Annotated in this window: 23 protein-coding genes and 1 pseudogene; 9 read left to right on the forward strand and 15 right to left on the reverse strand. The window is 66.1% G+C overall.

What is annotated here, in order from left to right; all coding sequences use genetic code 11:
* Positions 1-317: 317 nt before the first annotated feature.
* From C6A86_RS04420 to C6A86_RS04465, 10 genes are all read right to left on the reverse strand, one after another.
* Positions 318-1,058, reverse strand: a complete 741-nt coding sequence (locus C6A86_RS04420; protein ID WP_105364136.1) for a class I SAM-dependent methyltransferase — start codon at positions 1,056-1,058, stop codon at positions 318-320.
* A gap of 35 nt (positions 1,059-1,093) precedes the next feature.
* Positions 1,094-2,068: a GDP-L-fucose synthase gene (locus C6A86_RS04425; RefSeq protein ID WP_105364137.1), complete on the reverse strand. Its 975-nt coding sequence runs from the start codon at positions 2,066-2,068 to the stop codon at positions 1,094-1,096.
* The gene (gene gmd / locus C6A86_RS04430) at positions 2,065-3,120 is read right to left on the reverse strand and encodes a GDP-mannose 4,6-dehydratase (RefSeq protein WP_105364138.1); all 1,056 of its coding nucleotides are present in this window, start codon (positions 3,118-3,120) and stop codon (positions 2,065-2,067) included. Before gmd ends, C6A86_RS04425 begins: the two co-directional genes overlap by 4 nt.
* Before the next feature lie 79 nt (positions 3,121-3,199).
* Entirely contained in the window at positions 3,200-4,669 is a 1,470-nt protein-coding gene (locus tag C6A86_RS04435; RefSeq protein WP_105364159.1) for a polysaccharide biosynthesis tyrosine autokinase, read from the reverse strand.
* A 76-nt stretch (positions 4,670-4,745) separates the two neighbouring features.
* Complete coding sequence (locus tag C6A86_RS04440; protein ID WP_233213067.1) at positions 4,746-6,512, reverse strand: DUF4012 domain-containing protein; 1,767 nt, start codon at positions 6,510-6,512, stop codon at positions 4,746-4,748.
* 159 nt (positions 6,513-6,671) lie between these two features.
* A complete protein-coding gene (locus tag C6A86_RS04445) occupies positions 6,672-7,133 on the reverse strand; it encodes a hypothetical protein (RefSeq protein WP_311101037.1) in 462 nt (153 codons plus the stop codon).
* Positions 7,134-7,925: 792 nt separating this feature from the next.
* On the reverse strand, positions 7,926-8,393 hold the full coding sequence (locus C6A86_RS04450; RefSeq protein WP_105364140.1) for a hypothetical protein: 468 nt from the start codon (positions 8,391-8,393) through the stop codon (positions 7,926-7,928).
* Between the two features lie 484 nt (positions 8,394-8,877).
* Entirely contained in the window at positions 8,878-9,798 is a 921-nt protein-coding gene (locus C6A86_RS04455; protein WP_105364141.1) for an endonuclease/exonuclease/phosphatase family protein, read from the reverse strand.
* Positions 9,799-9,847: 49 nt separating this feature from the next.
* Positions 9,848-10,732, reverse strand: a complete 885-nt coding sequence (locus C6A86_RS04460; RefSeq protein ID WP_105364142.1) for a cyclopropane mycolic acid synthase family methyltransferase — start codon at positions 10,730-10,732, stop codon at positions 9,848-9,850.
* Between the two features lie 374 nt (positions 10,733-11,106).
* A complete protein-coding gene (locus C6A86_RS04465; protein WP_105364143.1) occupies positions 11,107-11,526 on the reverse strand; it encodes a DUF5313 domain-containing protein in 420 nt (139 codons plus the stop codon).
* 76 nt (positions 11,527-11,602) lie between these two features.
* Between C6A86_RS04465 and C6A86_RS04470 the strand changes: the two are divergent.
* From C6A86_RS04470 to C6A86_RS04480, 3 genes and pseudogenes are all read left to right on the forward strand, one after another.
* A pseudogene (locus C6A86_RS04470) lies at positions 11,603-11,978 on the forward strand (ArsR/SmtB family transcription factor).
* Positions 11,975-13,633 carry a SulP family inorganic anion transporter gene (locus C6A86_RS04475; protein WP_396834727.1) on the forward strand — a complete coding sequence of 553 codons (1,659 nt, stop codon included), beginning with the start codon at positions 11,975-11,977 and terminating at the stop codon, positions 13,631-13,633. The pseudogene C6A86_RS04470 and the gene C6A86_RS04475 overlap by 4 nt, the downstream one beginning before the upstream one ends.
* Positions 13,630-14,094 (forward strand): MarR family winged helix-turn-helix transcriptional regulator, encoded by a 465-nt coding sequence (locus C6A86_RS04480; RefSeq protein WP_199196257.1) that lies wholly within the window; start codon positions 13,630-13,632, stop codon positions 14,092-14,094. Before C6A86_RS04475 ends, C6A86_RS04480 begins: the two co-directional genes overlap by 4 nt.
* Before the next feature lie 7 nt (positions 14,095-14,101).
* Here the strand turns inward: C6A86_RS04480 and C6A86_RS04485 are convergent, their stop codons facing one another.
* Genes C6A86_RS04485 through C6A86_RS04495 form a run of 3 tightly spaced genes read right to left on the reverse strand, consistent with a single transcriptional unit; the run spans position 14,102 to position 17,392 of the window.
* Positions 14,102-14,998 (reverse strand): alpha/beta fold hydrolase, encoded by an 897-nt coding sequence (locus C6A86_RS04485; RefSeq protein ID WP_105364145.1) that lies wholly within the window; start codon positions 14,996-14,998, stop codon positions 14,102-14,104.
* Positions 14,995-16,347, reverse strand: a complete 1,353-nt coding sequence (locus C6A86_RS04490; protein ID WP_105364146.1) for an AarF/ABC1/UbiB kinase family protein — start codon at positions 16,345-16,347, stop codon at positions 14,995-14,997. The genes C6A86_RS04485 and C6A86_RS04490 overlap by 4 nt, the downstream gene beginning before the upstream one ends.
* A gap of 55 nt (positions 16,348-16,402) precedes the next feature.
* Positions 16,403-17,392, reverse strand: a complete 990-nt coding sequence (locus C6A86_RS04495; RefSeq protein WP_105364147.1) for an oxygenase MpaB family protein — start codon at positions 17,390-17,392, stop codon at positions 16,403-16,405.
* A gap of 91 nt (positions 17,393-17,483) precedes the next feature.
* On the opposite strand from C6A86_RS04495, the gene C6A86_RS04500 reads away from it, so the two are divergent.
* Together C6A86_RS04500 and C6A86_RS04505 are read left to right on the forward strand one after the other, a co-directional pair.
* A complete protein-coding gene (locus C6A86_RS04500; RefSeq protein ID WP_105364148.1) occupies positions 17,484-18,071 on the forward strand; it encodes a TetR/AcrR family transcriptional regulator in 588 nt (195 codons plus the stop codon).
* A 128-nt stretch (positions 18,072-18,199) separates the two neighbouring features.
* Entirely contained in the window at positions 18,200-19,048 is an 849-nt protein-coding gene (locus C6A86_RS04505; RefSeq protein WP_105364149.1) for a hypothetical protein, read from the forward strand.
* Positions 19,049-19,126: 78 nt separating this feature from the next.
* Here the strand turns inward: C6A86_RS04505 and C6A86_RS04510 are convergent, their stop codons facing one another.
* Together C6A86_RS04510 and C6A86_RS04515 are read right to left on the reverse strand one after the other, a co-directional pair.
* Complete coding sequence (locus C6A86_RS04510) at positions 19,127-19,729, reverse strand: DinB family protein (RefSeq protein WP_105364150.1); 603 nt, start codon at positions 19,727-19,729, stop codon at positions 19,127-19,129.
* A 1-nt stretch (position 19,730) separates the two neighbouring features.
* A complete protein-coding gene (locus C6A86_RS04515) occupies positions 19,731-20,246 on the reverse strand; it encodes a DinB family protein (RefSeq protein WP_105364151.1) in 516 nt (171 codons plus the stop codon).
* Positions 20,247-20,307: 61 nt separating this feature from the next.
* Here C6A86_RS04515 and C6A86_RS04520 point away from each other — a divergent pair, with 61 nt between their 5' ends.
* Genes C6A86_RS04520 through C6A86_RS04535 form a run of 4 tightly spaced genes read left to right on the forward strand, consistent with a single transcriptional unit; the run spans position 20,308 to position 26,842 of the window.
* Positions 20,308-21,267: a YafY family protein gene (locus C6A86_RS04520; RefSeq protein ID WP_105364152.1), complete on the forward strand. Its 960-nt coding sequence runs from the start codon at positions 20,308-20,310 to the stop codon at positions 21,265-21,267.
* A gap of 9 nt (positions 21,268-21,276) precedes the next feature.
* The gene (locus tag C6A86_RS04525; RefSeq protein WP_105364153.1) at positions 21,277-25,395 is read left to right on the forward strand and encodes an NEW3 domain-containing protein; all 4,119 of its coding nucleotides are present in this window, start codon (positions 21,277-21,279) and stop codon (positions 25,393-25,395) included.
* Positions 25,392-25,958, forward strand: coding sequence for a malonyl CoA-ACP transacylase (locus C6A86_RS04530; protein ID WP_105364154.1), 567 nt, complete (start codon positions 25,392-25,394; stop codon positions 25,956-25,958). Before C6A86_RS04525 ends, C6A86_RS04530 begins: the two co-directional genes overlap by 4 nt.
* Positions 25,958-26,842, forward strand: coding sequence for an ROK family protein (locus tag C6A86_RS04535; protein ID WP_105364155.1), 885 nt, complete (start codon positions 25,958-25,960; stop codon positions 26,840-26,842). The genes C6A86_RS04530 and C6A86_RS04535 overlap by 1 nt, the downstream gene beginning before the upstream one ends.
* Position 26,843: the final 1 nt, after the last annotated feature.

Genomic DNA, 26,843 nt, shown 5'->3' on the forward strand with positions numbered 1-26,843 from the left:
CTATGGCGAGAGTGTTGTCACGGCCGCCCAACAGATCGCAGCACCGTCAAAAGGTGGGGCGTCGTAGGCAATTGGCGGCTGTAGGCGAGAAGAACGGTGAGACAACGATGGCGGTGGTGATCACGACCAACGACCTGCTGGTCTCGGGCATGGTTCATTGCTCTACCAACCGCCGAGCAGTCACGTTGCGCCCTGGAACCGGTTTCGAGCCCTGATTCGGGCTTCGGTCTTCCGCCCGCGCAAGCTCGAGGGAGAACAAGATCCGAGCGTGCAGTCAGGACACCGTTTTGGCCGTCTTTGGGGAGTAGCCGCTCGGTTCAGCGCTTGCGTATGTAGATGGTGATGAACGGTTGCAGGGGGGCAGGAAGGTGCTTGTGCAACCACATTGCCATGCGGTACAGGGCCGGTCGGCCGAAGTGGTAACCGGGCTCGGCCGATGTGTACACCACGTACACATCCACGCCTGGACCGAACGCGCGTCGGACAGCGTTGCCCGTATTGAGTCGGTACAGCGTCGGGAATACATCGACAGATTTACGTGTCGGCTGGATCCGTTTCAGCGCCGTCACGTGCAACCGGTTGGGCACTGCGGTTGCCGCAAGTGCGACGTAGCCGAACCTATTGGGAGTCAACGCGGCGATGAGACCGCCGGGCTTTACGATTCGAACCAGCTCTTGCGCGATGAGATCGGGTCGCTCGATGTGCTCGAACACCGAGCGCGCGTACACGATATCGAAGCTGTTGTCGGGGTAAGGAAGTGGGCAATCTGCCTCGATGACGGTGGCATGGTCCAAGAACGGGTTTGTGAGGACCGCCGCGTCCACGTCGCAGCCTTCGACATGGGCGCATCGGCCTTTGAGGTTGAATAGAGAACGCCGATACTCGATTTGATCATCAATGATGTGTTCACCCCTACCAGCGCCGAAGTCCAAGACGTGGTCGGTCGGGCGCAAAACTGCATTGATGTGTGTGTAGAGTCTGACACCCGCATCGGCGTCGCTGAAGCCTCCGACGTTGCTTTCCGGAAAGAACCGCTGTCGCAGTGTCAGGCTGTCCACGAACTTGCTGGAAATGGCTTGCTCCTTCCGAAATGCTAAGTGCGCAGTGAATCTAGATGCTGGCGATACCAAGCCACGGTGCGCTCCAGTCCCTCTCGGAGGTCGATCTTGTACCTCCACCCAGTCTCTGACAGTTTGGTGACGTCCAGGAGCTTCTGGGGTGTGCCATCAGGTTTGTCGGTATCCCAGACAGTGTCTCCGTCGTAGCCGGTAACTGAGGCTATCTCGCGGGCGATTTCCTCGATGGTGACGTCGGTGCCGGTACCGATGTTGACATGCTGAGCACCGTCGTAGTTCTCCAGCAAATGCAGGCAAGCATCAGCCATGTCGTCTGCGTGCAAGAACTCGCGGCGGGGTGATCCGGTGCCCCAATTGGTGACCGACGTTGCCTTGCTGGCGACAGCCTCGTTGTAACGTCGGATCATGGCGGGCAAGACGTGCGAACCAGCTGGTGAGAAGTTGTCGTTTGGTCCGTAGAGATTTGTAGGCATCGCCGAGATCCAAGGAAGTCCAAATTGTTTCCGCACCGACTGGACATGGAGTATGCCCGCAATCTTCGCGATCGCGTACGCATCGTTGGTAGGTTCCAGATGTCCAGTCAGCAAGGCGTCTTCGGTGATCGGTTGCGCCGCGAACTTCGGATAGATGCATGACGAGCCCAGGAAGAGAAGTCGTTCGGTTCCGTGATGCAGCGCCGCGTCGAGGACGTTGACTTGTATCCGGATATTCTCACTGAGAAAGTCCACGGGGTAGGTGCTGTTGGCAAGAATGCCGCCGACTTTGGCGGCGGCCAGAACGACGTAACGTGGGCGGATGTGCTCAAAGTAGGCGAAGACGGCCTCGCGATTCGTGAGATCGAGCTCCACCGACGTCTTGCCGACAACGTTTTCGAATCCGACGGCTTCCAGACGGCGTACTATCGCCGAACCTACCAATCCGCGATGCCCGGCGACATAGAAAGTAGCTTCGCGGTCTAGCTCGCGGGGCGAGTGACCGACCGCAGCAGTCATCGGTCGGTTGCTTCGCCAAGAGGTTGTACTTCCCAAGATTCCAGTCGCACTTGGTCAATCCATGAGGTACCTGCGTGATCGAGAGCCTCGATATCGGCGTCGACCATCAGCCTGGCCAGATCTGGCCCGAGTATCGTCGGGACCCAATCGAGCTTTTTGTTGGCGCGTGACGCATCCCCGATGAGAGCATCCACCTCCGTCGGGCGCAGATATCGATCGTCGAACCGGACGTGTTCGGTCCAGTCGAGCCCGGCGTGGTCGAATGCGATCTGCAGAAAATCGCGGACCGACATTCCTTTGCCAGTCGCCAGGACATAGTCCTCGGGCTCGTCAGCCTGCAACATCCGCCACATGCCCTCTACATATTCTGGTGCATATCCCCAGTCTCGGACGGCGTCAAGGTTGCCCATGTACAGATGTTGCTGTTGCCCGGCCTTGATTGCGGCGATCGCCCGCGTGATCTTTCGGGTCACGAAGGTTTCGCCCCGACGCGGCGATTCGTGATTGAACAGAATCCCGTTGACGGCAAAGAGTCCGTAAGCCTCGCGGTAGTTCCTCGTTATCCAGTAGCTATATAACTTGGCAGCCGCGTAGGGCGAACGCGGGTAAAACGGCGTGTCTTCGTTCTGCGGCGGCGGTGTGGCGCCGTACAACTCGGATGACGACGCTTGGTAGAAGCGTGTCTTGATGCCAGATAGCCGGACCGCCTCCAGCATTCGGGTCGTGCCTGCACCCGTTGTGTCCACCGTGTGCTCAGGTTCGTCAAACGACACCCGCACATGAGATTGGGCCGCCAGGTTGTAAACCTCGTCTGGATCTATGCCGGCGAGCAAAGTGACCAGCCGAGTACCGTCGCTGAGATCGCCGTAGTGAAGGAACAGCCTCGCCTCTGGCGCATGGGGATCAACGTAGAGGTGGTCGATGCGCGACGTGTTGAACGTCGACGCACGGCGAATCAGGCCGTGAACTTCGTAGCCCTTGGCGAGGAGAAGCTCCGCCAGATATGAGCCGTCTTGTCCAGTGATTCCGGTTATCAGCGCGCGTTTGACCATGGCGACAGACTTAGTTGGTCGCGGGACGGCGTTCGCGTCGATCGCTGCTCGTCCCTCTGGCAGACAGCTACCGGTCGATTCATTCGGGCACCTCGTGCTTCTGCGCCTGGGCTGCGACTCCTTGGGCAGAATTCTGAGGGCTAGGAGTCTCAGCGGGGGTACTTGTGCGATCTTGCTGCAGCGGGCTCTGTGTGTTGTCGCCGCCGTAGTAGCTGTACCCATAGCCGTAGGCAGAACCGCCGCGGGTGGGCAACATCGTGAACACGGTGCCGAGCATCGGTGCCCCGACACCCTCGAGGCTGCCCACGGCATGCGAGAGCTCATCCCGTTTAGTCTTGCCGAAGCGGGCCATCATCAGGACTCCATCAGCTGCAGCGGCGAGGATGGCTGCATCGGTAACTGCGAGTAGGGGTGTGGAATCCACGATCACGTAGTCGAACTCCGCACGAAGTTCCGCCAGAAGGTTCTTGGCAGCTTGAGATCCCAACAATTCGCTCGGGTTCGGTGGGATCGCTCCAGACGTAAGCGCTGTGAGTCCTGGAAAGCGAGTTTTCTGGAGTGACTCGGAAAGTGATGCGCCACCACTCAACACGGTACTGACACCAACCGTCCCGACCAGATCAAGGTACTTATGCAGTGAAGGTCGCCGCAGATCGCCATCGACGATGACGACATTGTGCTCGGCCTCCGCCAGCGCAAGAGCAATATTGATGGCCGTGGTGGACTTGCCCTCGGCCGGCATGGAACTTGTGATGACGATTGCACGGGGCGGGTTGTCGACCGCGAGGAACTGGAGGTTCGTGCGCAGCTTCCGAAATGCCTCCGAAATGGCCGATCTATCGCTGTCGAACGATATCGCCGGATTCTTCCTTCGTTCCTTGTCGAGTGGAATGTTGCCAACTACCCCACTCCCGGTGACCGCTTCCAGCGTGGCACGGTCCTTGACGGTGTTGTCGAGCATGTCCCGCAAAACCGCGAGTCCGATTCCGAGCGCCAGGCCGAGGATTACGCCCAATCCGATGTTGCGCGTGGTGTCCGGTGTCACGGGTCGCTCAGGGATCGATGCGCGCTGCTCGACGACAACGCGGGCGTCGGGCGTTGCTCCGGGTTCTGGTGTCTCAAGCTCCCGAATCATGACGACAAACTCGTCTGACAGTGAGTTGGCGATGTCGCGAGCGCGGACTGGTGACTCGTCCAAGACAGACACGTTTATCAGCACGGTGTCGAGTTTTGCGGACGCCGTAACTTTCTCTTGAAGCTCGCCTGCCGTGATGTCGAGGCCCAGCTTGTCGATGGTGCGTTGTGCGACCGTCTGGCCCTCGATGAGTTCCGCGTAGGACTTGACGCGTTCCTGCGAGAACCGGTTGCCCTGATACGCCTCGGCAAGTGACGATCCCGACTCCGTGGACACAAAGAGTCTGGTCGATGCCTTATAGAGAGGCGTTGTCATGGCAGTAACGATGATCGCCAACACGATGGAAGCTGCCAATGTTGCGCAAACGATCAACCACCGAGAGCGCAATAGCTTCGCGAAGTCCTGCAGTTTCAAAGCCACCCCTTCACTACTGGCCCAAGCTCCCGCATGCCCGGGTTCGGCGTCGCGTTCTGCGTTGTGTGCCGTGAATCTATTCGCCGCACTGGGGCACCGATACTACGGGGTTTACGGTGTCCACCAAGGGCTGAACGGGAACTCGGGCTTCGCCCGGCGATGTGGGTTCGGAAAGACGGAAAGTCAGTTCACCGGACTGCGCCGGCGGTATGATGACCTGCACTTCAAAGGTGGGGTGGCCGCGTTCGGTTCCGGAAATCACCGGGGTCCGTTCGCCGTTGGCCAGTGAGCTTTCCAGTGTGGCTCCGCTCGTCGCCAGCAGGCGCACCGAGGTGACCATGGTGCCCTTGGGCAGGTTCAGCGGTATCTCGGGAAGCAGGCCGGCGGTGCCGACGATGTAGTCGGGTATATCGGAATCGTTCGGGAGATCGTTCTTCAGCCGGACTGTGACGGTCGACATTCTGGTCTCGCCATCACATCCATCCGCGACATACTCGATCTCACGTCGCAGGTAGTAGTCGAGTTTGTTGCCACCGAGATTGTTGATCACGACTTCCGCGTACGGGGCGGGATCCTCGGGAATGGCATGTGCCAGCGGAGTCTTTTCGAGTAGTTCCTGCTCGGCGGGAACCGCGCTCCATATTGCGATGCGCCGTTCGCTTACCGCCTTGCCCAACGCATCCAGCAAGGCTCGAGGCGACTCAACCTTGCCGGTCATCTTCTTGACGACCTCGCCGGCGATGTCCTGGAGGTACTTCTTCCGTGCGATCTGATCGTCAGGGAAGCGCGCATACGCAGTGGACTCCGTCAGCTCGACCACATTGTCCTTGGTGACCTTTTCACCGTCGGGCAAAGTGATCGATCCGACGGCACCGAGCATGTAGCTGAGTGCCACTGGGTCGAGAACGATGGCACCGTCAACCTTGATGCCGGTGTCCTTCTCCCACATGGCCTTCCAGATTTGGGCGGCATAGGGGAAATGTGAGCTCAGATTGCTGTTGCGGAAGTCGGTGGTCGGATTGGTGTAGCCATAGGTCTTGCTGTACTCGGCGCCGAGATCGATCGGTGCGTAGGCGCCGATCAGTTCGCGATTGGACGCTAACGTGTCGATAGTGGGGGTGCCGTCATCGAACCGCAGGATGCCGAAACCGCCGAGCAGGCCGCCGGTTCCGCGAGCCTCGGCGTTGGTCTGGAACCCCATGAAGTAGGTGCGGGGACCGTCTGCGCCCATCATTGCCGGAGCGAGACGCGCGGCGAGCGCGGTATTTTCCAGCAGACTGGCCACTTCCGCAGTCTGGCTCTGTAGCTGGGATCGAGCGTCGCCGAGCAGGGTGACATAGCGCGGGTCGGAGATCGCTGCGGCGTCGGCGTTTAGCCGTGTTGCCGCACCGGAGATCTCTTCAAGCTGCGACTCTTCGTCTCGCAGTGTCTGGACATCAACCCGGCCGTTTACGAACAGCTGGTCGGGAGAGATCGCGAGTCCGACTTGTGCTGCAGGCTGCAGCACGTCCGCCGCCAGACCTAGCACGACATCTGAGATCTGCTTGCCGGTCTCAAACGGGCTGCCGACCCAGGGCAGCGCTGCAGCGATGTTCCACGGTACTGAGTGTGTTGCGTCTCGGGCCTGCCGCGCGTGGACCACGGCGGCGTCGGCGAACCCGGATGCCTCATCCGTCTTGCCCTGTAGCAGAGTCTCTTTCGCCTGTTGCGCATCCTGGCGCGCCCGCTCAAGGCTCGACTTTGCTTCAAACGCGTTGACGGTCAGCCAGGCACCGAATGCTAAGAGTGCAACGACCAGTGCGAGGCCACTTAAGAGAAGCGCGCGATGGTGCCGCCGTAGCACTTCGGCGACATTGGCTAGACGTCCGTCTTCGTAGTCGTCTGGATCGCGCTCGTCATCGCCGTCTAGCCTGCGTGTCTGCACTCAGCAGGCTTTCCGCGCTGGGGACAAGCCCTTACATCTGACTTGCGCCGGCAACATCGGAAGTCGTGCGGAAGTCAACTAGTTGCAGCCTCGCCCGACGGAGACGGTCGTGGTGCCGTATGGACCGACCGTCACAGTTCCGCCCAGCAAGCACACCTCGAAGTTCAAGTTCTGAGTGAACCACCCGTACAACGGCTTGAGAAAACCGGGGACCAGGCTGATCGGGGTGAACACCAGGACGTCGGCCCGCGGAGGCGGCGTCGGGTTGGCCCGGCCGATCCACCACAGATCGTTCTGGAAAATGCTCTGGATGATGCTGCCCGGAGTCGCATTGGCCGACTGGAAGTTGGCGGCTGCCATCGGCACGCAGGGCGCCGCTTCGGTCGGCACGCATTGGGCCGCGCCGATCTGCGAGCCGACGGTGCTGACAGCGAAGGTGGTGGTATCCGCCTGGGCGACGTTGATGGGTGTGAGCGTTGCTGCGGCGGCCATTGCGCCAGCCGCCAGACCGATATTTATCTTGCGAGCGATCGCTGACATTTGTCCCCCTAAGACGGGCATGAAGTTGTGAGAAGCATCGCATGCTGTGACTCGGCTGTCAATAACAAAGCCGCAGCTAGCGGGCTATGTTTCGGAGAGTTCCTCGGTAGCGTCCCGTTCATGCGCGATTGACCGAATCGCGCAAATGTTGCATTCGCAACGGCTCAGATTTCGCCTTTCCTCCTCGAATGTCGGTGGCCATTGCTGAAGTTTGCTGACGGGGAGGGAAGGGCTCTCGGCGCAGTCCTTGGTGCCATAGCTGTAACCGAACGGTGATGTTTGTTGTTGATGCGCACAGGGTGCGTTCTGCGAGGTGGCGGGCGGCTTCCCTGTGGTTACTCGAATACCTCTGCGCGGTAGCTAGGATTTGCGTCCCGTGGCCGTGTTCGTGGTCTGCTCCAGGCTTTATTGACGTTGCTGTAGATGTGATCTCGTGCACAGGAGTGATTCGGAGGGGCCCGCGGGGCGTATCCCGCAACGCCTCGCGACGGTTGCGGCGAGTCTCGTTGTGGACGACCTAGATTCAGCACGGTCCAGCGAGAGATGTCGGTGCGGTCATGGCGGAGCCGCGCATGAGCACTATCGCCCGGGGGTGGATTGCGCGCTGTGCGGTCGGGCAGTGTCCCGCCTATGCGGGTACGCGCGCAGTACGGTGGCGGTCGTTGTTGTCCGCCGGCCGGCGCAAAACAGGCAGTGGCACGGACTGATCGTGAAGAGCGCTCTGTAGCGGCGCGAGTTCAGCTACGGGCCAACAGTATCGGCGCGGGGCGGTGCCCGCGACGGGGCTGCCGGCTAGTTGCAGCCGCGACCGACGGAGACCGTCGTCGTCCCGTACGGCCCCAGCGTCGCCGTGAGGCCAAAGACGCAGACCTCCAGGTCCCAATTGGCGGTGAACCAGCCGTAGAGCGGCTTGAGGAAACCGGGTACCAGGCTCATCGGTGTGAAGACCAGGATGTCGGACCGGGGCGGTGCATTCGGGTTCGCGCGGCCGAGCCACCAGAAGTCATTCTGGATGAGGCTGTCCGGGAAGGTGGGGTCGGCCGCCGCCGCCGCCACGGCGGCGGCTGTGGGCAACCCGATGGGATCGCACGGCGTGGTCGCCGTCGGGACGCACTGGGCGGACCCGACCTGGGAACCCAGTGTGCCCGCGCTCGCGATGCCGGTGTCCGCGCTGGCGGTAGTGACCGGCGACAGCGTTGCTGCGGCACAGATGAGACCCGCAGCGACCCCGGAATTGATCTTCAGAGCGATGGCCGACATGTTCCCCCCTTGTTGCACTGAAACGTGATGTGGAGATTACAGGCCTCACGCCTTTTATCAATCTGTTTCCGCAGTACAGGGCGATTTCCTTAGAACTTCCTTTGGCTCGTGCACCTTCTGAAAGGTGCGCATTGTCCGCGTGCGAATTGTGCGTCGAAAGTGCATGAATTCGCTGGAAATAGCGTGCCGGAGCAAGTCTGGCGCCGTCGGATCGTGTTAGCTGGCGGATAGTCACGACCGTAGTGAGGTGACCAAGAGTTTGCTCGAATTGGCGGATCCGTCGTTTATCGCAGCTACAAGGGTTGCGGGACGGACGAGCGGTTCCGCTCAAACCGGTCGTTTGCTGCGTCGCGGCGGCCGCCGAACCTGGCGGCAGCGGTGCGCGGTCGTTCGTCGCGACGACTCATATTGACGTTGCTGTAGATACTCTTCGGCGGCCGAACCGGCGCCGACTATCTCTGTCCGCCAACCATATTCGCTGCACTCAGTGCAACACCACGGTGGCGGCCAGTGCCAGATGATCGGACCCGGCCACCTCCACCGTCCGCAGCGACGTCACGGTCGCATCGCGCGTCATGATGTGATCGACCGCCAGCACCGGCGGGATGATCACGTTGCTCGGGTGGGTGCGGGTCAGGCCGGCCCCCGCCTGCGCCGCACCGTCGCGGTAGCCGTCGCGCAGCAGCCGGCGGAACTCACGGACGTCGGGCGTGGCGTTGAGGTCGCCCCCGACGACGACCGGACCGTCGGGCGGCAGCTCGCGCAGCGCCGGCCCCAGTCGAGCGATATCGCTGTGCCAGGAATCGAAGGCCGAGCGCGGTGGCGGCATGTGAGTGGAAACCACCGTCGTCGCGAAGTCGGTGTGGGGCACCTGGACCCGTGCGTGGATCAACCCTCGGCTGAAGCTCTCGTCGCTTCCGGAGGTGATGATCGGGTACCTGCTCCACAGCCCGACGCCGGCCGCCCGCTCCCGCGGTCGCAGCGCCGAGTAGGGGAAGTCTCGTGCCAGGGCGGGGGACAGGGCCGCGGCGAGTTCGGGGGTGAGCTCCTGTACGGCGAGGATGTCGGCGTGCTCGGCCGCCACCCCGGCCACCGCCGCAGGCTCGGCCTCACCGAGCAGCAGGTTGGCCGAGACGAACCGCAGCGTGGTCCCGGTATCGGGGTCGGGGCTGCCGATGTACCACGGCAGCTGCACCGCCAGCACCGCGACGGTCAGCACCGCGGCGACCGATACCAGCGTCCAGTGCCGCGACAGCGCAAACACCAGCACGGCCAGTGGCGCGCCGAACATCAGATAGGGCGACAGCGCGGCCGTCGCCAACACCGCGCGGTTGGTTGCCGGTACGTACCGCGCCACCAGGGCGCCGGCCGCGAGCAGGAGCAGCAGCACGCCGACGATGCGCATCAGCGCGCTTCACAACGAATGTGAATGCCGCTGCCGCGCAACGGAAAAGCTATGGCTTGGCGTAGGTGACCAGGCTGACATCGATCGCCTCGTCGACGAAGTAGTACTGGCAGCCGGTCAGGTATCGCATGTAGTCGTTGTAGTGCTGCTCGCCGGCCGCGGCGATCGCCTGGTCCTTGTTGTGCTCCAAGCGGGCGGCCCAGATGCCGAGGGTCTTGATGTAGTGGTTGCGCAGCGACACCACCTCGGGAACGGTGAAGCCGGCCTTGACGCCGTGATCCACCATCATCTGGGTGCTGGGGATGCGTCCGCCGGGGAAGATCGTGTCGATCATGAACTTGGCGAACCGTGCCAGCTCGAACGTCAGCTTCTTTCCGCGGGCCGCCATCTCGTTGGGGTGGTAGCCGCAGCTGCTCTGAATGGTCATCCGGCCGCCGGAGGGCAGGCTGTTGAAGCAGGTCTGGAAGAAGGCGTCGTAGCGTTCGAAGCCGAAGTGTTCGAACGCCTCGATGGAGACGATCGCGTCGACGGAGCCGACGAACTGCTCCCAGCCCTCCAGGCGCACGTCGAACTTGCGGTCGGTGTCGATCTTGCTCAGGAGCTGCTCGCAGTACGCCTGCTGGTTCTTGCTCAGCGTCAACCCGATGACGTTGACGTCGTACTTCTCCATCGCGCGCTGCAAGGTGAGTCCCCAGCCGCAGCCGACTTCCAGCAACGTCATGCCGGGCTTGAGGTTCAGCTGGTCGAGGTGCTGGTCGACGTTGGCGATCTGGGCCTCGGACAGCGTCACGTAGGGCCCGGTGAAGTAGGCGCAGCTGTACTTGCGGGTCGGATCCTGGAAGACGCCGAAGAAGTCGTCCGACAAATCGTAATGAGCCTGGATGTCCTCGAAGTGAGGCCGCATATCCGCAGTACTGGTTGAGTTGTCAGACATGGAAGCGATTGCCCTTCTCGATGGTGCACTGCGGCGTCCACCGGGTGCGGGTGTCCACTCGGTGGAGACCTTACCCGCAGTGAGCCCGGTCACTCGGGACGCCTGCAGCGTGTCATAAATCCCAGCTCGGGCCACGTCTTGACCGTCGGTGGAGTCGAACCTTCAGTTGTCGTCTAGTACGTCGTCATCGTGGGCTGATCGTCGTCGATGCAGCCCCCGGAAGCCCGTTGCCGGACTTCGCTCTAAAGAGACTGTAGCGCCTCGGCCACACCGCCCAGCGTCCGCGCGTGGTGCCGGCGCAACGCGTCGCGGTGAACCCGAACCCGGCGGGCGCCGCGTGCGCCTCGCCCTTCACGATCGACGGCTGCGAGATGTCAGATGTCGTGGCTGCCGGCCGGCCCCGATCGAGGTCCATAGCGTTCGGCGTAGGCCTGGTGCACGTGCGCATTGCGTTCCCGCGAGATCGCGTCGACGAGGTAGGGATTGAGCCCGTGCTTGGCCAGCATGTGCCGGCGCCACACCTTGTTCAGGGCGTGGGAGAAGAAGACGAACGGGATGAAGATCGGCAACGTCATGCTCACATGCAGGTACAGCGACATGGGGATGAACCAGATCGGAGCCAGGATCGCGATGGCCGGCACGGCGACCCGGCACATCATGCGGACGGTGGCTCCCGGGCCGGCCAGGTCGTTGGCCACCCATTGGCGCATCGAATCGGGCAGGCGTTTGCCGTAGCAGTAGGCGATGTACTGCCACGGCCGTGGCGTCGTGGGGGAGCTCTGATCGGTCCGCATTTCGGCGAGCTTAGCTCTTGGTATGATGGATTGCGAATTGTTGCAATCCATCAAGTTGTGAGAGTGGTGACGGGTGATGGACATCTTGTCCGGTGGTCCCGAACAGCCGTTGTACGAGATCAAGGCCAATCTGTTCAAGGCGCTCGCGCACCCGGCGCGGATCCGGGTGCTCGAAGATCCTGTCCACCAGCCCCACCCCGACACCGGTGAGTGCGATCCTGTCCGACAGCGATATCGAGCCGACGCAGCTTTCCCAGCACCTGGCCGTGCTGAAGCGCCACCACGTGGTCCGCGGACAGCGCGTCGGTAATGCGGTGTTCTATGAGCTCGCCCATCCCAAGATCGCCGAACTGCTCGTCATCGCCCGCATCTTCCTGACCGACACGCTCTCCGCGCGGCGCGACCAGCTCGATGTCATCGGATTGCTGCCCCCCATCGGCACCTCCCCGTGACACCCCGCGCCCTCCGCGACCGGGTACTGCCGCTGCTGCCGCACCGCCGCGACTACGCCGGGCTGCAACGGTCTTGGCGACGCGACGTGCTCGCCGGTGTCACCGTCGGGGTGGTGGCGCTGCCGCTGGCGCTGGCGTTCGGGATCAGCTCCGGGGTGGGTGCGGCGGCTGGTCTGGTGACCGCCGTGGTGGCCGGAGTGGTGGCCGCCGTCTTCGGCGGCTCACACGTCCAGGTTTCCGGGCCGACCGGCGCGATGGCGGTGGTGCTGGCCCCCATCGTCGCCCAGTACGGGGTGGGCAGTGTCGCGGTCGTGACGGCGTTGGCGGGCGTCATCGTCGTCCTCGCCGGCGTCAGTGGGCTGGGCCGAGCGGTGACCTTCATCCCGTGGCCCGTCATCGAGGGTTTCACCCTCGGCATCGCGGTCATCATCTTCCTGCAGCAGATCCCCTCGGCGATCGGACAATCCGTGCCGGAGGGTCAGCGCCCCCTGGTCGCCGCGGCGCAGGTGGTGATGGACGCCGACGCCGCCACCATCCGCCCCGCCCTCGTGGTGGTGGCCGTCGTCGTCGTGGCGATGGTGATCCTGCCGCGTCTGCATCCGGCGATCCCGGCGTCGTTGGTGGCGGTCGTGGCCGTCACCGTCTTGGCATCGGTGGCGGGTTTGACGACCGCCCGCATCGGGGTGCTGCCCTCGCAGCTGCCGACCCCGGTGTGGCCGCAGGCCGATATCGCCACGGTGCACACCCTGCTCGGCGCGGCACTGGCCATCGCGGCTCTGGCGGCCATCGAGTCGCTGCTGTCGGCGCGGGTCGCGGCCACCATGTCGGAGGCCGGCAGTTATGACCCCGACCGCGAACTGGTGGGGCAGGGCCTGGCCTCGGTGGCCTCCGGGCTGTTCGGAGGCATGCCGGCAACCGGCGCGATCGCGCGCACCGCGGTCAACGTCAGATCCGGTGCGCGAACCCGGATGGCGGCCATCACGCATTCGATCCTGTTGCTCGGGGTGGTGTACCTCGTCAGCGGCCCGGTCGGTGCGATTCCGCTGGCGGCGTTGGCGGCGGTGCTGATGGTGACAGCGGTCCGGATGATCTCGTGGCGGGTCATCGTCAGGATCATCCGGTCCAGCCGCGCCGCTGCCGCCTCGTTCACGATCACCGCGGTCGTCACCGTCTGCTTCGACCTGGTGCAGGCCGTCGAGATCGGGATCGTCGTGACGGCGGTCTTCGCGCTGGCCGCCGTGGCGCGGCGCAGCGGTGTCCGCCGCGAGGACCTCCCGTTTCCCCAACAGCCCGGCGATGAGCACATCGTGCTGCTACGGCTGGACGGAGCGATGTTCTTCGGTGCGGCGGAACGTATTTCGACCGAGATCCTCGATGCTTCCCATGCGGAGGCGAGGGTGGTCATCATTGCGCTGTCACAACTCGGCATGCTCGACGCCACCGGAGCGCACACGCTGGCCTGCATCGCCGAGGAACTCGAATCGCGGGGAATCACCGTCATCATCAAGGGCGTCCGACCCGAGCACCGGGACCTGCTCGCCAACATCGGCATCATCGCCTCGCTGCGTCACGAGAACCACCTCATCGAGACGCTGGAAGAGGCTGTCGCGCATGCCCGTCGGCACGCCACCGCCGATGTGCGAGGCGCCCCGTGACCGGGAGCGGCAGCTTCCCGGCGACCACAGTTCAGCTGGCGGCCTGGCGTGCGCTGTACCGCGCGGATGCGCTGCTGGTCGCCGCGCTCAACGAGCACCTGCGCGCCGGCGTTGGCATCGTCTACGTCGAACGCGAGGTCCTGGATGCGTTGCACCGCGGGGGCGGACGGCTGCGGATGGGCACCCTGGCCGCCGAGCTGATGATCTCGCGCAGCGGCACCACTCGCCTGGTGGACAGGATGGAGAAGTGCGGCTGGGTGCGAAGGGAATCCGTGCCGGAGGACCGTAGGTCGACGTGGGCGGAGCTGACCGATGAGGGACGCGATGTGTTCCACCGGGCACAGCCGGTCGTCGACGCGGTGGTGGCCACCTTCTTCGGTAAGCACGTGTCGACGGTCGCCCTCAAGACCTGCGCGCTCGCTCTGACCACGCTCACCGACGCCAACCGGGGCTCGGGGTGAGGGCGCCTCAGACCGAGAAGTTCGACTTGAGCTCGCCGATGATGTCATCCCAGAGCGGTTCTGGCAGTTCATGTCCCATACCGTCGAAGAGCACCAGCCGTGCCCCGGGAATGGCCCGGGCGATCGCGCGGCCACCGGACGGGCGCATCAGCTTGTCGGCCTTTCCGTGGATGACCACCGTCGGCGCACTGGTCTGACGGTTGTAGGGCAGCAGGCTGCCGCTGCCCAGGATGGCCGCGAACTGCCTGCCGACACCGGCCGGGCAGTAGGACCGCTCGTAGCTCTCGATGGCGTCGGCGCGCGCCTTGTCCTCGGGCACCGGGAAACCGGGGCTGCCGATGATGCGCGTCATCCGGATCGTGTTCGCGATCACCGCATCCCGGCTGGTGTCGGCGGGCTTCTGCAGCAGCGCCAGCAGCTGACGGGGGCCCGGCGGTGGCAGCAGCGCCCGGTTGTTGGAGGAGAAGATCACCCCGAGAGACCGCGTCCTGGCGGCATGCCGGGCGGCGAACACCTGGGCGATCATCCCGCCCATGGAGCCGCCCACGACATGCGCCCGGTCGAGCCCGAGGTGGTCGAGCAGCGCGGCGGCGTCATCGGCCATGTCTTCCAGGGTGTAGCCGGCCGGGCTCTTGACGCCCACGAGTGAGCGCGCCATCCGGGGGATCAGCGGGGCGCCGCTGTGCGCGCCGGGCAGCTTCGAGGACAACCCGACATCACGGTTGTCGAAGCGGATGACGCGCAGGCCCTGGTTGACCAATTTCTCGCAGAAATCCTTGCGCCACAACACGAGTTGCGCGCCAAGGCCCATGATCAGCAGGACCGCCGGATCGTCCTCGTTGCCGAAATCCTCGTAGACGATGTCCAGATCGCCGGACTTGGCGGTGCCGGTGCGGGCAATCACTCCTGGCCCGCCTTGTGTTCCCTGCTGACCTCGACCATGAAGTTGGCGAAGTATCCGGTGAGCTGCGGGTCGCTCATCATCTGCCAGCGCGGGGCGAGCAGCTTCATGTACCGCTCCACGTAGAGGAACTGCTTGCCGATCAGCACCAGTTCACGGGGCAACTTGACGTCATACGCGTCGGCCAGCGTGGAGAGCTGCTTGCCGATATCGGCATAGCTCATATCGCCCAGCGACGACATGGTCAGCGGGGTGGTGAACTTCTCCAGGTCCTTGGCGGCCTGGGCCTCCGGTTTCACGGTGCCCACCGCGCCCATCATGACCACGATCTTTCCGGCCGCCGCGTGATCCTTCTTCACCAGCAGTGCGTGCACGAGTTCGCGCAGCAGCCAACGGGTCCGCGGATCGATACGGCCCATGATGCCGAAGTCGAAGAACACGATCTTGCCGTCGTCGTCGACATACAGGTTGCCGGCGTGCAGGTCGCCGTGGAACAGGCCGTGCCGCAGCCCGCCCTCGAACACGCTGAACAGCAAGGCCTTCACCAGCTGCTCGCCGTCGAAGCCCTTCTTGCGGATGGCCGCGACATCGTCTACCCGCACCCCCTGAATGCGCTCCATCGTGAGTACGCGCTCGCTGGTCAGGTCCCAATACACCTGGGGCACACGGATATTGGCACCCAGCGGGGACGCGTGCATATGCGCCACCCAGGCGTCCATGGACTGGGCCTCCAGTCGGAAGTCCAGCTCCTCGGCCAGGTTGTCGGCGAAGTCGGCCACCACGTCCTGGGCGGAAAGCCGCTGCCCGAGCTTCGCGAACTCGACCAGACGCGCCCCGCGCTTGAGGATCTGCAGGTCCGCGGCCACCCGGCGGCGGATACCCGGGCGCTGGATCTTGACCACGACCTCCTCGCCCGAATGCAGCGTCGCATAGTGCACCTGCGCGATGGAGGCCGAGGCGAACGGCTTCTCGTCGAACGATTTGAACAGGTTCTGCGGGGTGTCGCCCAGGTCCTCTTTGAAGAGCTTGTGCACCTGTTGGAGATTGGCCGGCGGGACCCGGTCCAGCAGGCTCCGGAACTCCCGGCTCAGCGGCTCCCCGAAGGCGCCCGGGCTGGACGCGATGATCTGCCCGAACTTGACGTAGGTGGGTCCCAGATCGGCGAAGGTCTGCGGGATCTGCTTGGCGATCTTCTGCTGCAGTGAACCCTTGCCGATCAGGTTTCCGGCCACTCGGGCGCCGGTGCGGGTGATCTGCCAGCCCGTCGCGCCGATGCGGGCGGCCTCGACCGGCAGCGGCACCCGATCCAGCCTTGCGGGCTCACGGTGCTTGGTCTTCGGCGTAGAACTCATCCCTGCAGTGTCTCAAAACCCGCGGTACCACCCAAGAATGTGTCTCGCATCACACTCACACGAAGCTGTGCTCGATGGCGTCGCGGCTGAGTGCGGGGTCGCTACCCAGCATGTATGCCGGCTCGGTGTGCGCGCAGGTGGTGCCGTCCGCCACCCGGGCCTGGGCCTGGCGGAACTCCGGGGTGGCGCCTGCCGCGGTGTGCAGACCGTTGATGACCGACCAGACCGCGGCGCGCCGGGCGGCCCGCTCGATGGGATTCGGGTTGGTATGCCCGATCAGCTGCTTGGCCCACGTGGGCATGGTGTCGCGGATGGCCCAGTCCACCGCGGCCTGCGGCATCGGCAGGTTGGAGCCGGTGGCCATCGCCGCCCCGTGGGTGAGCGCCAGGCGCGGCAGATAGGAGTGCAGGCACTCCAGGGTCTCGGCCTTGGTGGTGGGCAGATCGGTGCCGCCCAGGGCGTGCCCGACGCGGATGAACTCGCCGTAGTAGCGGTCGAGCTTCTTACCGCGCAACGGGTTCGGGTGGTAGATCTCGTGCGCGGTCGCGATGCCCCACACCACGGTGGCGTAGTTCCAGCGCAGCCAGTCCGGGTCGTCGGCGTCATAGACCGCGCCGTCGGGGCGGGTGCCCTTGATGGTGTGGTGCATCGAGCGCACGATCTTGGCCATCCGCTCGGCGGTCTCGGTGTTGCCGTACGCGGTGCCGATGAAGAATGCGATGGAATGCCCGAGCCGTACCGCGGCCCCCTTGGGGTCGATGACCGGGATCGCGTTGCCCTGGTCATCGCGCTTCACCAACCGCGAATGGTGCATGCCCATCCAGTAGATGGACGGGTCGAGGCGCTCGATGTAGGCCGCGCACTGCAGCCCGAAGATCAGCGCCTCGGTGTGGGAGTGCACGTGCCAGACCGCGCTGCCCGGTCCGAACCAGCCCGGATCGCCCGCCGGTTCGGCGAACTCCATGCCGCGGAAGTAGTGCTTGCGGATGTCCTGGTCGAACTTGCGCTGCAGCATCTGCTCGAGCGCCTGGTGCGGCATGTCCATGCCGAGCCCCTTATCTGGTCACGTCTATCTGGTCACATCTGTAGCCAGAATAGCCTTTGGCTACGGCCGTGACCAGAACTAGTCTGAGTGGATGACTCGGTGGGCTGGTGTCGCTCTGATCGACCGGCGCGCCGAGCGGCGTGGGCTCCTGATCGACGCCGCCTACGCGTTGTTCGGCGACGGCGGTGAGGCCGCGCTGACGGTGCGTTCGGTGTGTCGTGCCTGCGGCTTGAACACCCGCTACTTCTACGAGAGCTTCGCCGACACCGACGAGCTGCTCGGTGCCGTGTTCGACAAGGTGTCCGCCGAGCTCGGGGTAGAGGTGGACGCGGCGATCACGGCGGTCGGCGAGTCACCGACCGCGCGCACCCGGGCCGGGATGGCGGCGGTGCTCGGCTTCAGCTCCGCCGACCCGAGGCGGGGCCGGGTGCTGTTCACCGACGCCCGCGCGAACCCGGTGCTGACCGCGCGCCGGGCGGCCCTGCAGGACGCATTGCTCGCCGCGGTGCTGGAGGAGGGTTCGCGGCTGCACCCGGGCTCGAATCCGGTCGCGACACGCATCGGCGCGGCGCTGTACACCGGGGCGATGGCCGAGCTGGCCCAGCAGTGGCTCTCCGGCGCCCTGGGCGATGATCTCGACGTCGTGGTAACTGCGGCCCTGCACTTCTTCCGCCGCTGACCCCCCTGCCTGCCTATTTTGCGGCGAAACTCGCGTACCCGGGGCTCGCGATGGGTCTTGAGGCCCGGGTACGCGAGTTTCGCCAACTTGAGTGGAGCCGATTTCGGCCCTGCTGCGTCCAACAAGACATGGCCATTCCCATTCTCGGAGCTGACGCGTTGGCCGGCGGCCTACTCACCCCGGACCAACTGCGTCACCGCTACAGGCCCGTCTTCCGCGGTGTCTACCTTCTGAAAGATCACCGGCCAACGCTGTTCGAACGGATCGCCGCCGCCCGTCTGGCCGTGCCGCACGCGGTGATCGCGGGCACCGCGGCATCAGCGCTGCACGGGGCGAAGTGGGTGGATGACGACGTGACCATCGACCTGATCGGACGTTGCCGGCCACAGCCGGGTCTCAAGGGGCGAGAGGAGACGTTGTGCGAGGGCGAAGCGACGACAGTACGGGGGATTCCGGTGACCACACCCGCTCGCACGGCATTCGACCTCGGCCGGCGACTCGAGCGGGTTCCGGCCATCAAGCGGATGGACGCGCTGATGAATGCGTCGCCGTTTGCGGTCGAAGACGTCATGCTGTTGACCAAGGTGCACCCGCGTGCGCGCGGTCTGGTCAACCTTCGGGAGGTTCTGCCTCATGTCGATGGCGGGGCCGAGTCTCCTCAGGAGAGCTGGCTGCGCATGCTGTTCGTCGACGCCGGATTGCCCAGGCCGACAACACAGTTCGTCGTGTACACCGCCGACGGCCGCTACATCAAGCGTCTCGACATGGTGTGGGAGAAATACAAGGTCGGTGTCGAGTACGACGGGGAACAGCATCTGACCGATCGCACGGTGTATGCCCGCGATGTGTGGGTCGGTCGGGAACTGCAGAGGATGCGATGGCACCTCATGAGAGCGGTCAAGGAAGACCGTGGCGACGATCTCGTCGCGCACGCCCGCACGGTGTTGATCGCCCGCGGCTGGGATGGCCGTCCGTAGCGGCGAAACTCGCGTACCCGGGGTTGGTTGGGCCGTGAAAACCCCGGGTACGCGAGTTTCGCCACCAACAAGGGGCGTCTAGGAAACGGCTTCCGTGCCCCACGGCGTCAGCCACTCGGTCGCCGGCCAGCCCTCCAGACCCGCCAGCAGCTCGTACAGCGTCGCGCCGTCGATGCTCTCCCGGATGATGTCGCCCTGACCGGCGTGGCGGGCCAGTTCCTCGATCATGTGGAAGATCACCCAGCGCACCGACCACGCCGGCACATCCTTCGGAAACCACGGCACGTGCTGCGGAATCGGCACGGCCGCAGACAGATCCGCGGTCTCGATGAGCCGGATGGTCTCGGCGTTCTGCTCCTCGAACTTCGCCAGGATCTGGGCCAGCGTCTCGTCCTCACCCATGACGAACTCGTCGCCGTAGTCGGCGGCCTGCTCCTCCATCGGCCGCTTGTCACCCTCGGTCATGTCCGGGGCGGCCGCGACGCGTTCCATCCACCCGGCCTGACACGACGTGACGTGCTTGATCAGCCCGCCGATCGACAGCGAGCTCACCGACGGCGCGGAACGCGCCTGCTCATCGGTGAGCCCGAAGGCGATGGCGTGAAACGCGTACTGCTGGGCGGCGACGTACTCCTTGAGGCCGGCGCGCTCGTCGGCGATCGGCGGGGGCATTGCGGGCATATCAGTTCTCCTTCATATGGGTGTACAGATCTCGGAGCAGAGCGATTTCGGCGCCGTGGTGGATGACCTCACGGTTGATGTGCAGCACCAGCACGGACATCGGTTCATCGGCGTACGGGCCCTCGGCCGGTCCGCACGGGCGGTTCAGATCGTCATCGGAGAGCGCACGCACCCCGGCGGTCCACCGCTGGTATTCGGTGTCCAGCTGGGCCAGCGCGGTCGCGGCGTCGGTGGCGTAGGGCCAGCTCTCGTAGTCCGCGGCCGGGCCGCCGAAATGCGAGTGGTTGCGCATCGCGAATACGCCGATGATCACGTGCGCCAGCCGCCAGGCGATAGTGGTGAAGGGTGTCGGCTCCGGCTCTGGATAGACGAAGTCGACGCCGCCGTCGGGATGCACGGTCCAGCAGCCGGGCACCGGCTGCCAGAAGTACTCGTCATCGGAGAGGCCGTCCAGTCGGGGCCGCAGCTGGTGGGACCAGTGGAAGTCCAGCTGATCGGCGAGGAGGTCGGTGTTCATGAGTTCACTCTGACACCCATATAGGACAGTTCCTGTCCTAAAAGTTCGGCAGACTGTGGACATGTCCGAAACCACCGCGCGCATCCTCCAGCTGCTCGGCCTCCTGCAGTCCCGGCGGGTGTGGACCTCCGAGGAACTGGCGCAGCGCCTGGCCGTCACCACCCGCAGCGTGCGCCGCGATGTCGAACGGCTGCGTGACCTCGGGTATCCGGTGCACGCCAGCACGGGCCACGGCGGGGGCTACCAACTGGGCGCCGGCGCGGCGCTCCCACCGCTGCTGCTGGACCCCGAAGAGGCCGTCGCGATGGCGGTCTGCCTGCGGCTGGCCGCCGGCGGCAGCGTCGCCGGGGTGGGGGAGTCGGCGTTGCGCGCACTGTCCAAGCTGGACCAGGTGATGCCGGCGCGGTTGCGCTCGCAGGTCGCCGCCGTTCACGAGACCACGGTGACGCTGACCCCGACCAGCAAGGACGTGCCGGTGGACCCCGAGGTGCTGATGACCCTGGCGCGGGCCTGCCGCGACCACGAGCACGTCAACACCGGCTACACCGATATCCGGGGCAACGCCACCGCACGCCGGTTGGAGCCCTATCAGCTGGTCACCACCGGTCGGCGCTGGTATCTGCTGACCTATGACCGCGACAAACAGGACTGGCGCAGCCTGCGCCTGGACCGGATGGCCGACGTTCGGGCGCTGGGCAGCACCTTCACCCCCCGCGACGCCCCCGACGCGGCGCAGTACGTGCAGCGCGCCATCACCAGCTCGCCGTACCGGTATGTGGCGCGTGTGCGGTACTTCGCCGCCCGCGATGTTGTGGCGCAGACCTTCTCGTCGGCATCGGTGCACATCGAAGCGGACGGACCCGATTCGTGCATCCTGACCACCGGCGCCGATGACCCGGCGGTGATGGCGCTCTACCTGGCCATGCCGGGCTGTGATTTCGAGGTGCTTGAGCCCGTCGAGGTGGCCGACGCGGTGCGAACCGCCGCCGAACGGCTCCGGAGGGCGGGCGCCCGAACGTAGGGTGCCAGGATGCGCGTCACGGGAGCGGAGTCGACGGACCTGTTCGTCGGACCACCCGACGCACCGGTGCAACTGGTCCGCATCACCTACACCGACTGCGCGGCGCCGACCCCGGTGCGGGTGACGGGCACCGGCATCGAGGGCGAGGCCGTCGCCCGCCCGGATGCGTCCACGGTGGAAGTGCCGATGACCGTCGCCGATCCCGAGCCCGGCCGGCGACGGGAGGCCGCCATCGGCAACACGGCCTTCACGTTCACCGACGCCGAACCCGGCTGGACGATGCACATGATCAGCCACTTCCACTACGACCCGGTGTGGTGGAACACCCAGGCCGCCTATACCAGCGTCTGGACCGAGGACCCGCCCGGCGCCTGCCGGCAGACCAACGCGTTCGACCTCGTCACCGCCCACCTGGAAATGGCGCGCCGCGACCCCGACTACAAGTTCGTGCTCGCCGAGGTCGACTACCTCAAACCGTTCTGGGACACCCACCCCGAGGAACGCGCCGATCTGCGCCGGCTGATCGGCGAGGGCCGCATCGAGATCATGGGCGGCACCTACAACGAGCCCAACACCAACCTCACCAGCCCCGAGACCGCGATCCGGAACTTTGTGCACGGCATCGGGTTTCAGCGCGATGTGCTGGGCGGTGACCCGGCCACCGCCTGGCAGCTCGACGTGTTCGGGCACGACCCGCAGTTCCCGGGGATGGCCGCCGACGCCGGGCTGACCTCCAGTTCGTGGGCGCGTGGGCCGCACCATCAGTGGGGCCCGATGGCCGGCGACGGCGACCCGACCCGCATGCAGTTCGCCAGCGAGTTCGAGTGGACGGCACCGTCGGGCCGGGGACTGCTGACCCACTACATGCCCGCGCACTACGCGGGCGGTTGGTGGATGGATTCGGCGGCATCGCTGGCCGACGCGGAGGCCGAGACCTACAAGCTGTTCGCCGGGCTGAAGCAGGTGGCGCTGACCCGTAACGTGCTGCTGCCCGTGGGCACCGACTACACCCCACCCAACAAGTGGGTCACCGAGATTCACCGCGACTGGAACAGCCGCTACACCTGGCCGCGGTTCGTCTGCGCGCTGCCCAAGGAGTTCTTCGCCGCGGTGCGTACCGAACTGGACACCCGCGGGGCCCGGGCGTCGGTGCAGACCCGCGACATGAACCCGATCTACACCGGCAAGGATGTCTCCTACATCGACACCAAGCAGGCCAACCGGGCCGCCGAGAACGCGGTGCTGGAAGCCGAACGGTTCGCCGTGTTCGCCGGATTGCTGGGCGGCGCAACCTATCCGCAGGCGGCGCTGGCCAAGGCCTGGGTGCAGCTGGCCTACGGCGCCCACCATGACGCCATCACCGGCTCGGAATCCGACCAGGTGTACCTCGACCTGCTGACGGGCTGGCGCGACGCCTGGGAGATCGGGCGCACCGCCCGCGACAATGCGCTGCGTCTGCTCACCGGCGCAGTGGATTCCGCTGTGGTGGTGTGGAATCCGTTGGCGCACGGCCGCACCGACATGGTGACCGCACACCTGGACGAACCGTTCTCCGGAGTGGTACGTGACATGAACGGCACCGCCCTGCCCACCCTGATCGAGGACCACACCGTCACGTGGCGGGTCGACGATATCGGTTCGCTGGGCTGGCAGGGCTACCAGTGGGACGACGATACCGACGGCTCACGCTGGCAGCAGATCGATGGCGCGACCATCGCGAACGCGCACTACACGCTGACCGTCGACCCGGCCCGCGGCGGTGGGGTCAGCTCGCTGGTCGCCGACGGCCGCGAGCTCATCGCCGACGGCCGGGTCGGCAACGAACTGGCCGTCTACGACGAGTATCCGGCCCACCCGCAGGCCGGCGAAGGCCCCTGGCATCTGCTGCCCAAGGGGCCGGTGATCGGCTCGTCGGAGTTCCCGGCGACGGTGCAGGCCCACCGCAGCGCGCTGGGGCAACGGTTGGTGATCACCGGGCGGATCGCCGACGTGTTGCGCTACACCCAGACCCTCACCCTGTGGGACGGCATCGACCGCGTCGAATGTCGCACCACCATCGACGAATTCACCGGAGCCGACAAGCTCCTGCGGCTGCGCTGGCCGTGCCCGGTACCCGGGGCCATGCCGGTCAGCGAGGTCGGTGACGCCGTCATCGGACGCGGCTTCGGGCTGCTACACCGGCACGGTTCCCCGGACGCCGTGGACTCGGCGGAGCACCCGCACACCCTGGACAACCCTGCCTACGGCTGGTTCGGGCTGTCCTCCATGCTGCGCGTGCGGATCGGGGCTGGGGTGCGCGCGGTCTCGGTCGCCGAGGTCGTCACCCCCGACGCGTCGTTCGACGAACGCGCGCTGATGGTCGCGCTGGTGCGCGCCGGGGTCACCGCCACCTGCAGCGTCGCCGAACACCCGCGCTACGGCGACCTGGCGGTCGATTCGAACCTGCCGGATGTGCGCATCGTCATCGGTCATCCCGACGAGAATGCTTTTGCCGCAAAGGTATTGGATACTGCGCCGGAGTACCGCGCCGAGCTGGACCGCCAGATCGGCGCCACCGGCGCCGCGCGGGTGTGGGTGCCCGCGGCGGCGACGCTGGCCCACGAGTGGGTTCCGGGTGCCGATCTGAAGGGATCGCGGGCGTTGCCGGTGCTCATCGTCGTCGGCGGTGTCGAGGCACTCATCGACGAGATCGGCGACGCGGAGATCTCGGTGCGTCAGCACCCCGATGGCGGCGTGGAACCGTTCGAGCCGGCCACGGTGGCGCTGCTGAACCGGGGGGTGCCCGGCTTCGCCGTGGAACCCGACGGCACCTTGCACACCTCGCTGATGCGCTCCTGTACCGGCTGGCCGTCTGGCACCTGGATCGACCCGCCGCGGCGCACCGCGCCCGACGGCTCCAATTTCCAACTCCAGCACTGGACGCACACCTTCGACTACGCCATCGTCGCCGACGAGGGCGACTGGCGCGACAGCGAGATCCCCAGCCGCAGTGCCGCGTTCTCGCACCCGCTGCTCGCGGTGCTCAACCGCCGGGCCGGAACCGACGGGCTGCCCTCGCACGGGGCGCTGCTCGACGTCGACTCCGCCGGTGGGGGAGTGCAACTCGGTGCGCTCAAGGCCGCGGGCAACCCCATCGCGGCGGGCAGCGCCGACACCGTCGACCCGGCCTCGGTGGCCCTGCGCATCGTCGAAACACACGGGCGTACCACGCAGTTCGTGGTCCGCTCCGGCCTGAGCGCGGTCGCCCCGCTGCTTCCGGCCGATCTGCTGGAGCGCCGCCTGGACCGCAGCGCCGGATTCACCCTGCACGGCTATCAGATCGCCACCATGCTGACCCACCTGGATGCGGTGAAGATCCTCAACGCCGACAACGAGCAGCTCGCACCGGAAGCCGAAGCGGCACAGCCGTTGTACGCCCGCTACTGGCTGCACAACCGCGGCCCCGCGCCGCTGGGCGGGCTGCCCGCCGTCGCCCACCTGCATCCGCACCAGCTGCAGGGCGAAGCCGGCGAGCAGGTGCGCCTGCGGCTGACCGTGGCCAGCGACTGCACCGATGCCCCGGTCCACGGTCTGCTCAGGCTGATCTGCCCGCCCGGCTGGAACGCCGCGACCGCGGAGCTGCCGTTCGTGTTGCCGCCGGGGGACTACCTGGACACCGACGCCACCGTCGCGATACCGGCTGGGCAGCCGCCGGGGCTGTACCCGATCCGGGTCGAACTCGCGCTCAACGGGCGCGGTGGGCTGCCGCCGTCCTGGCGCCAGGTCGTCGAGGATGTCTGCACCGTCCGGGTGGGCGACGCCGAAGATGCCGAGATACTGCGGCTGGTGGCCGGCCCGACCGAGGTGCGGGTGCGCGCGGGCCAGACGGCCCGCCTCGGTGTCACCGTCGGCACCGATGCCCGCGCCGACCTGGCGGCCGAAGCACACCTGATCAGCCCGTGGGGGACCTGGGAGTGGTTGGGCCCGGCGGCAACCGGGGCCGACCTGCCCGCCGGTGGGACCGCGCGGATCGACTTCGAGGTCGCGCCGCCGCCGTGGGTGCAGCCCGGAACGTGGTGGGCACTGATCCGGGTGGCCTGCGCCGGGAAGCTCGTCTACTCGCCTGCGGTGGCGGTGGTGGTCACGTGACCGCGGCACTGGTGGCCGGCCAGGTGGTCACCGTCGCCGAGATCGACGAACGGGAACGCCTGCTGCGGGCCGGCAACATGGCCTCGGCACTGCCGCGCCCAGGCACCAGCGAGGGCCGTCAGCTGCGGCGCTGGCTCACCCAGCTGGTGACCGCGGAACGGGTGGTGGCGCTGGAAAACTCTGGTGCCGAACAGATTCCGGATCTCGAGGACGTGCTGCCGGACATGGCCGCGCGGCTGGAGATCGGCAGCATCGCCGCGGCGGTGCTGGCCACCGAGGCGGGCCGGGCCGCGTTCGCCCGCGTCACCGCCGGGGTGGGCGTCACCGATATCGAGATCGTCGCCTACCACCGGCGCAACCCCGGCCGGTTCGCGGCCCGCCGGACCGGCGTCGCGGACTTCGCCAGGGCCCGCCCGCTGATCGCCGCACACCTCGGGGCGGCGGCGCGGCGCCGGGCCTTCCGGCTGTGGCTCGACGCGCGGTGCGCCGAACTCGTCGAGCTCTCACCCGGCTATGAGCATCCCGGTGATCCTCGCCAGCCCGACAACACCCACACACACTGATGGGGACCGTATTGGCGCTCGACATCGGCGGCACCAAGATCGCCGTGGGCATCGTCGACGATGAGGGCACCGTGCTGCAGCGGTTCCAGCTACCCACCCCGCGGGACTCCGCCGAAGCCGCCTGGCGGGTGACCGCGGATCTGATCGGGCAGGCACGGTCGGTGGCGCCTGTGCGTGCGGTGGGCATCGCGTCGGCCGGGCCGGTGGCGCTTCATGCCGGCACCATCAGCCCGGTCAATATTGCTGTCTGGCAGGACTTTCCGATCGCCGCGCGGGTCGCAGAGCTGACCGGCCTGCCGGTGCGGCTCGGCGGTGACGGGCTGTGCATGGCGCTCGGCGAACACTGGCGCGGGGCCGGCCGGGGAGCGCAGTTCATGCTCGGCATGGTGGTGTCCACCGGGATCGGCGGCGGCCTGGTGCTCGACGGCGTCCCCTATGACGGGCGCACCGGCAACGCCGGGCACGTCGGTCACATGGTCGCCGACGCCGACGGAGAGCCCTGCGTGTGCGGCGGGCACGGCTGCGTGGAGACGCTTGCATCGGGTCCGCGGATGACGCGGTGGGCGCAGCAGCAGGGCTGGACCGGCGCGGACGCCAAAGACCTTGCGGCGTCGGCCAAGGCCGGCGATGCGGTCGCGCTGGCGGCGTTCCGGCGGGGGACCACGGCGCTGGCCGCGGTGATCGCCTCCACGGCGGCGGTCTGCGATCTCGATCTGGTGGTGATCGGCGGCGGGGTGGCCAACGCCGGTGAGGTGCTGTTCGGCCCCTTGCGTGAGGCGCTGACGCGCCACACCGGGTTGACGTTCATCCGCGATCTGCGGGTGGTGCCCGCCGACCTCGGGGGCGACGCCGGACTGGTCGGCGCCGCCGCCCTGGTGCGGTGAG

The sequence above is a fragment of the Mycobacterium sp. ITM-2016-00316 genome (assembly GCF_002968335.2).
Classification (GTDB): Bacteria; Actinomycetota; Actinomycetes; order Mycobacteriales; family Mycobacteriaceae; genus Mycobacterium.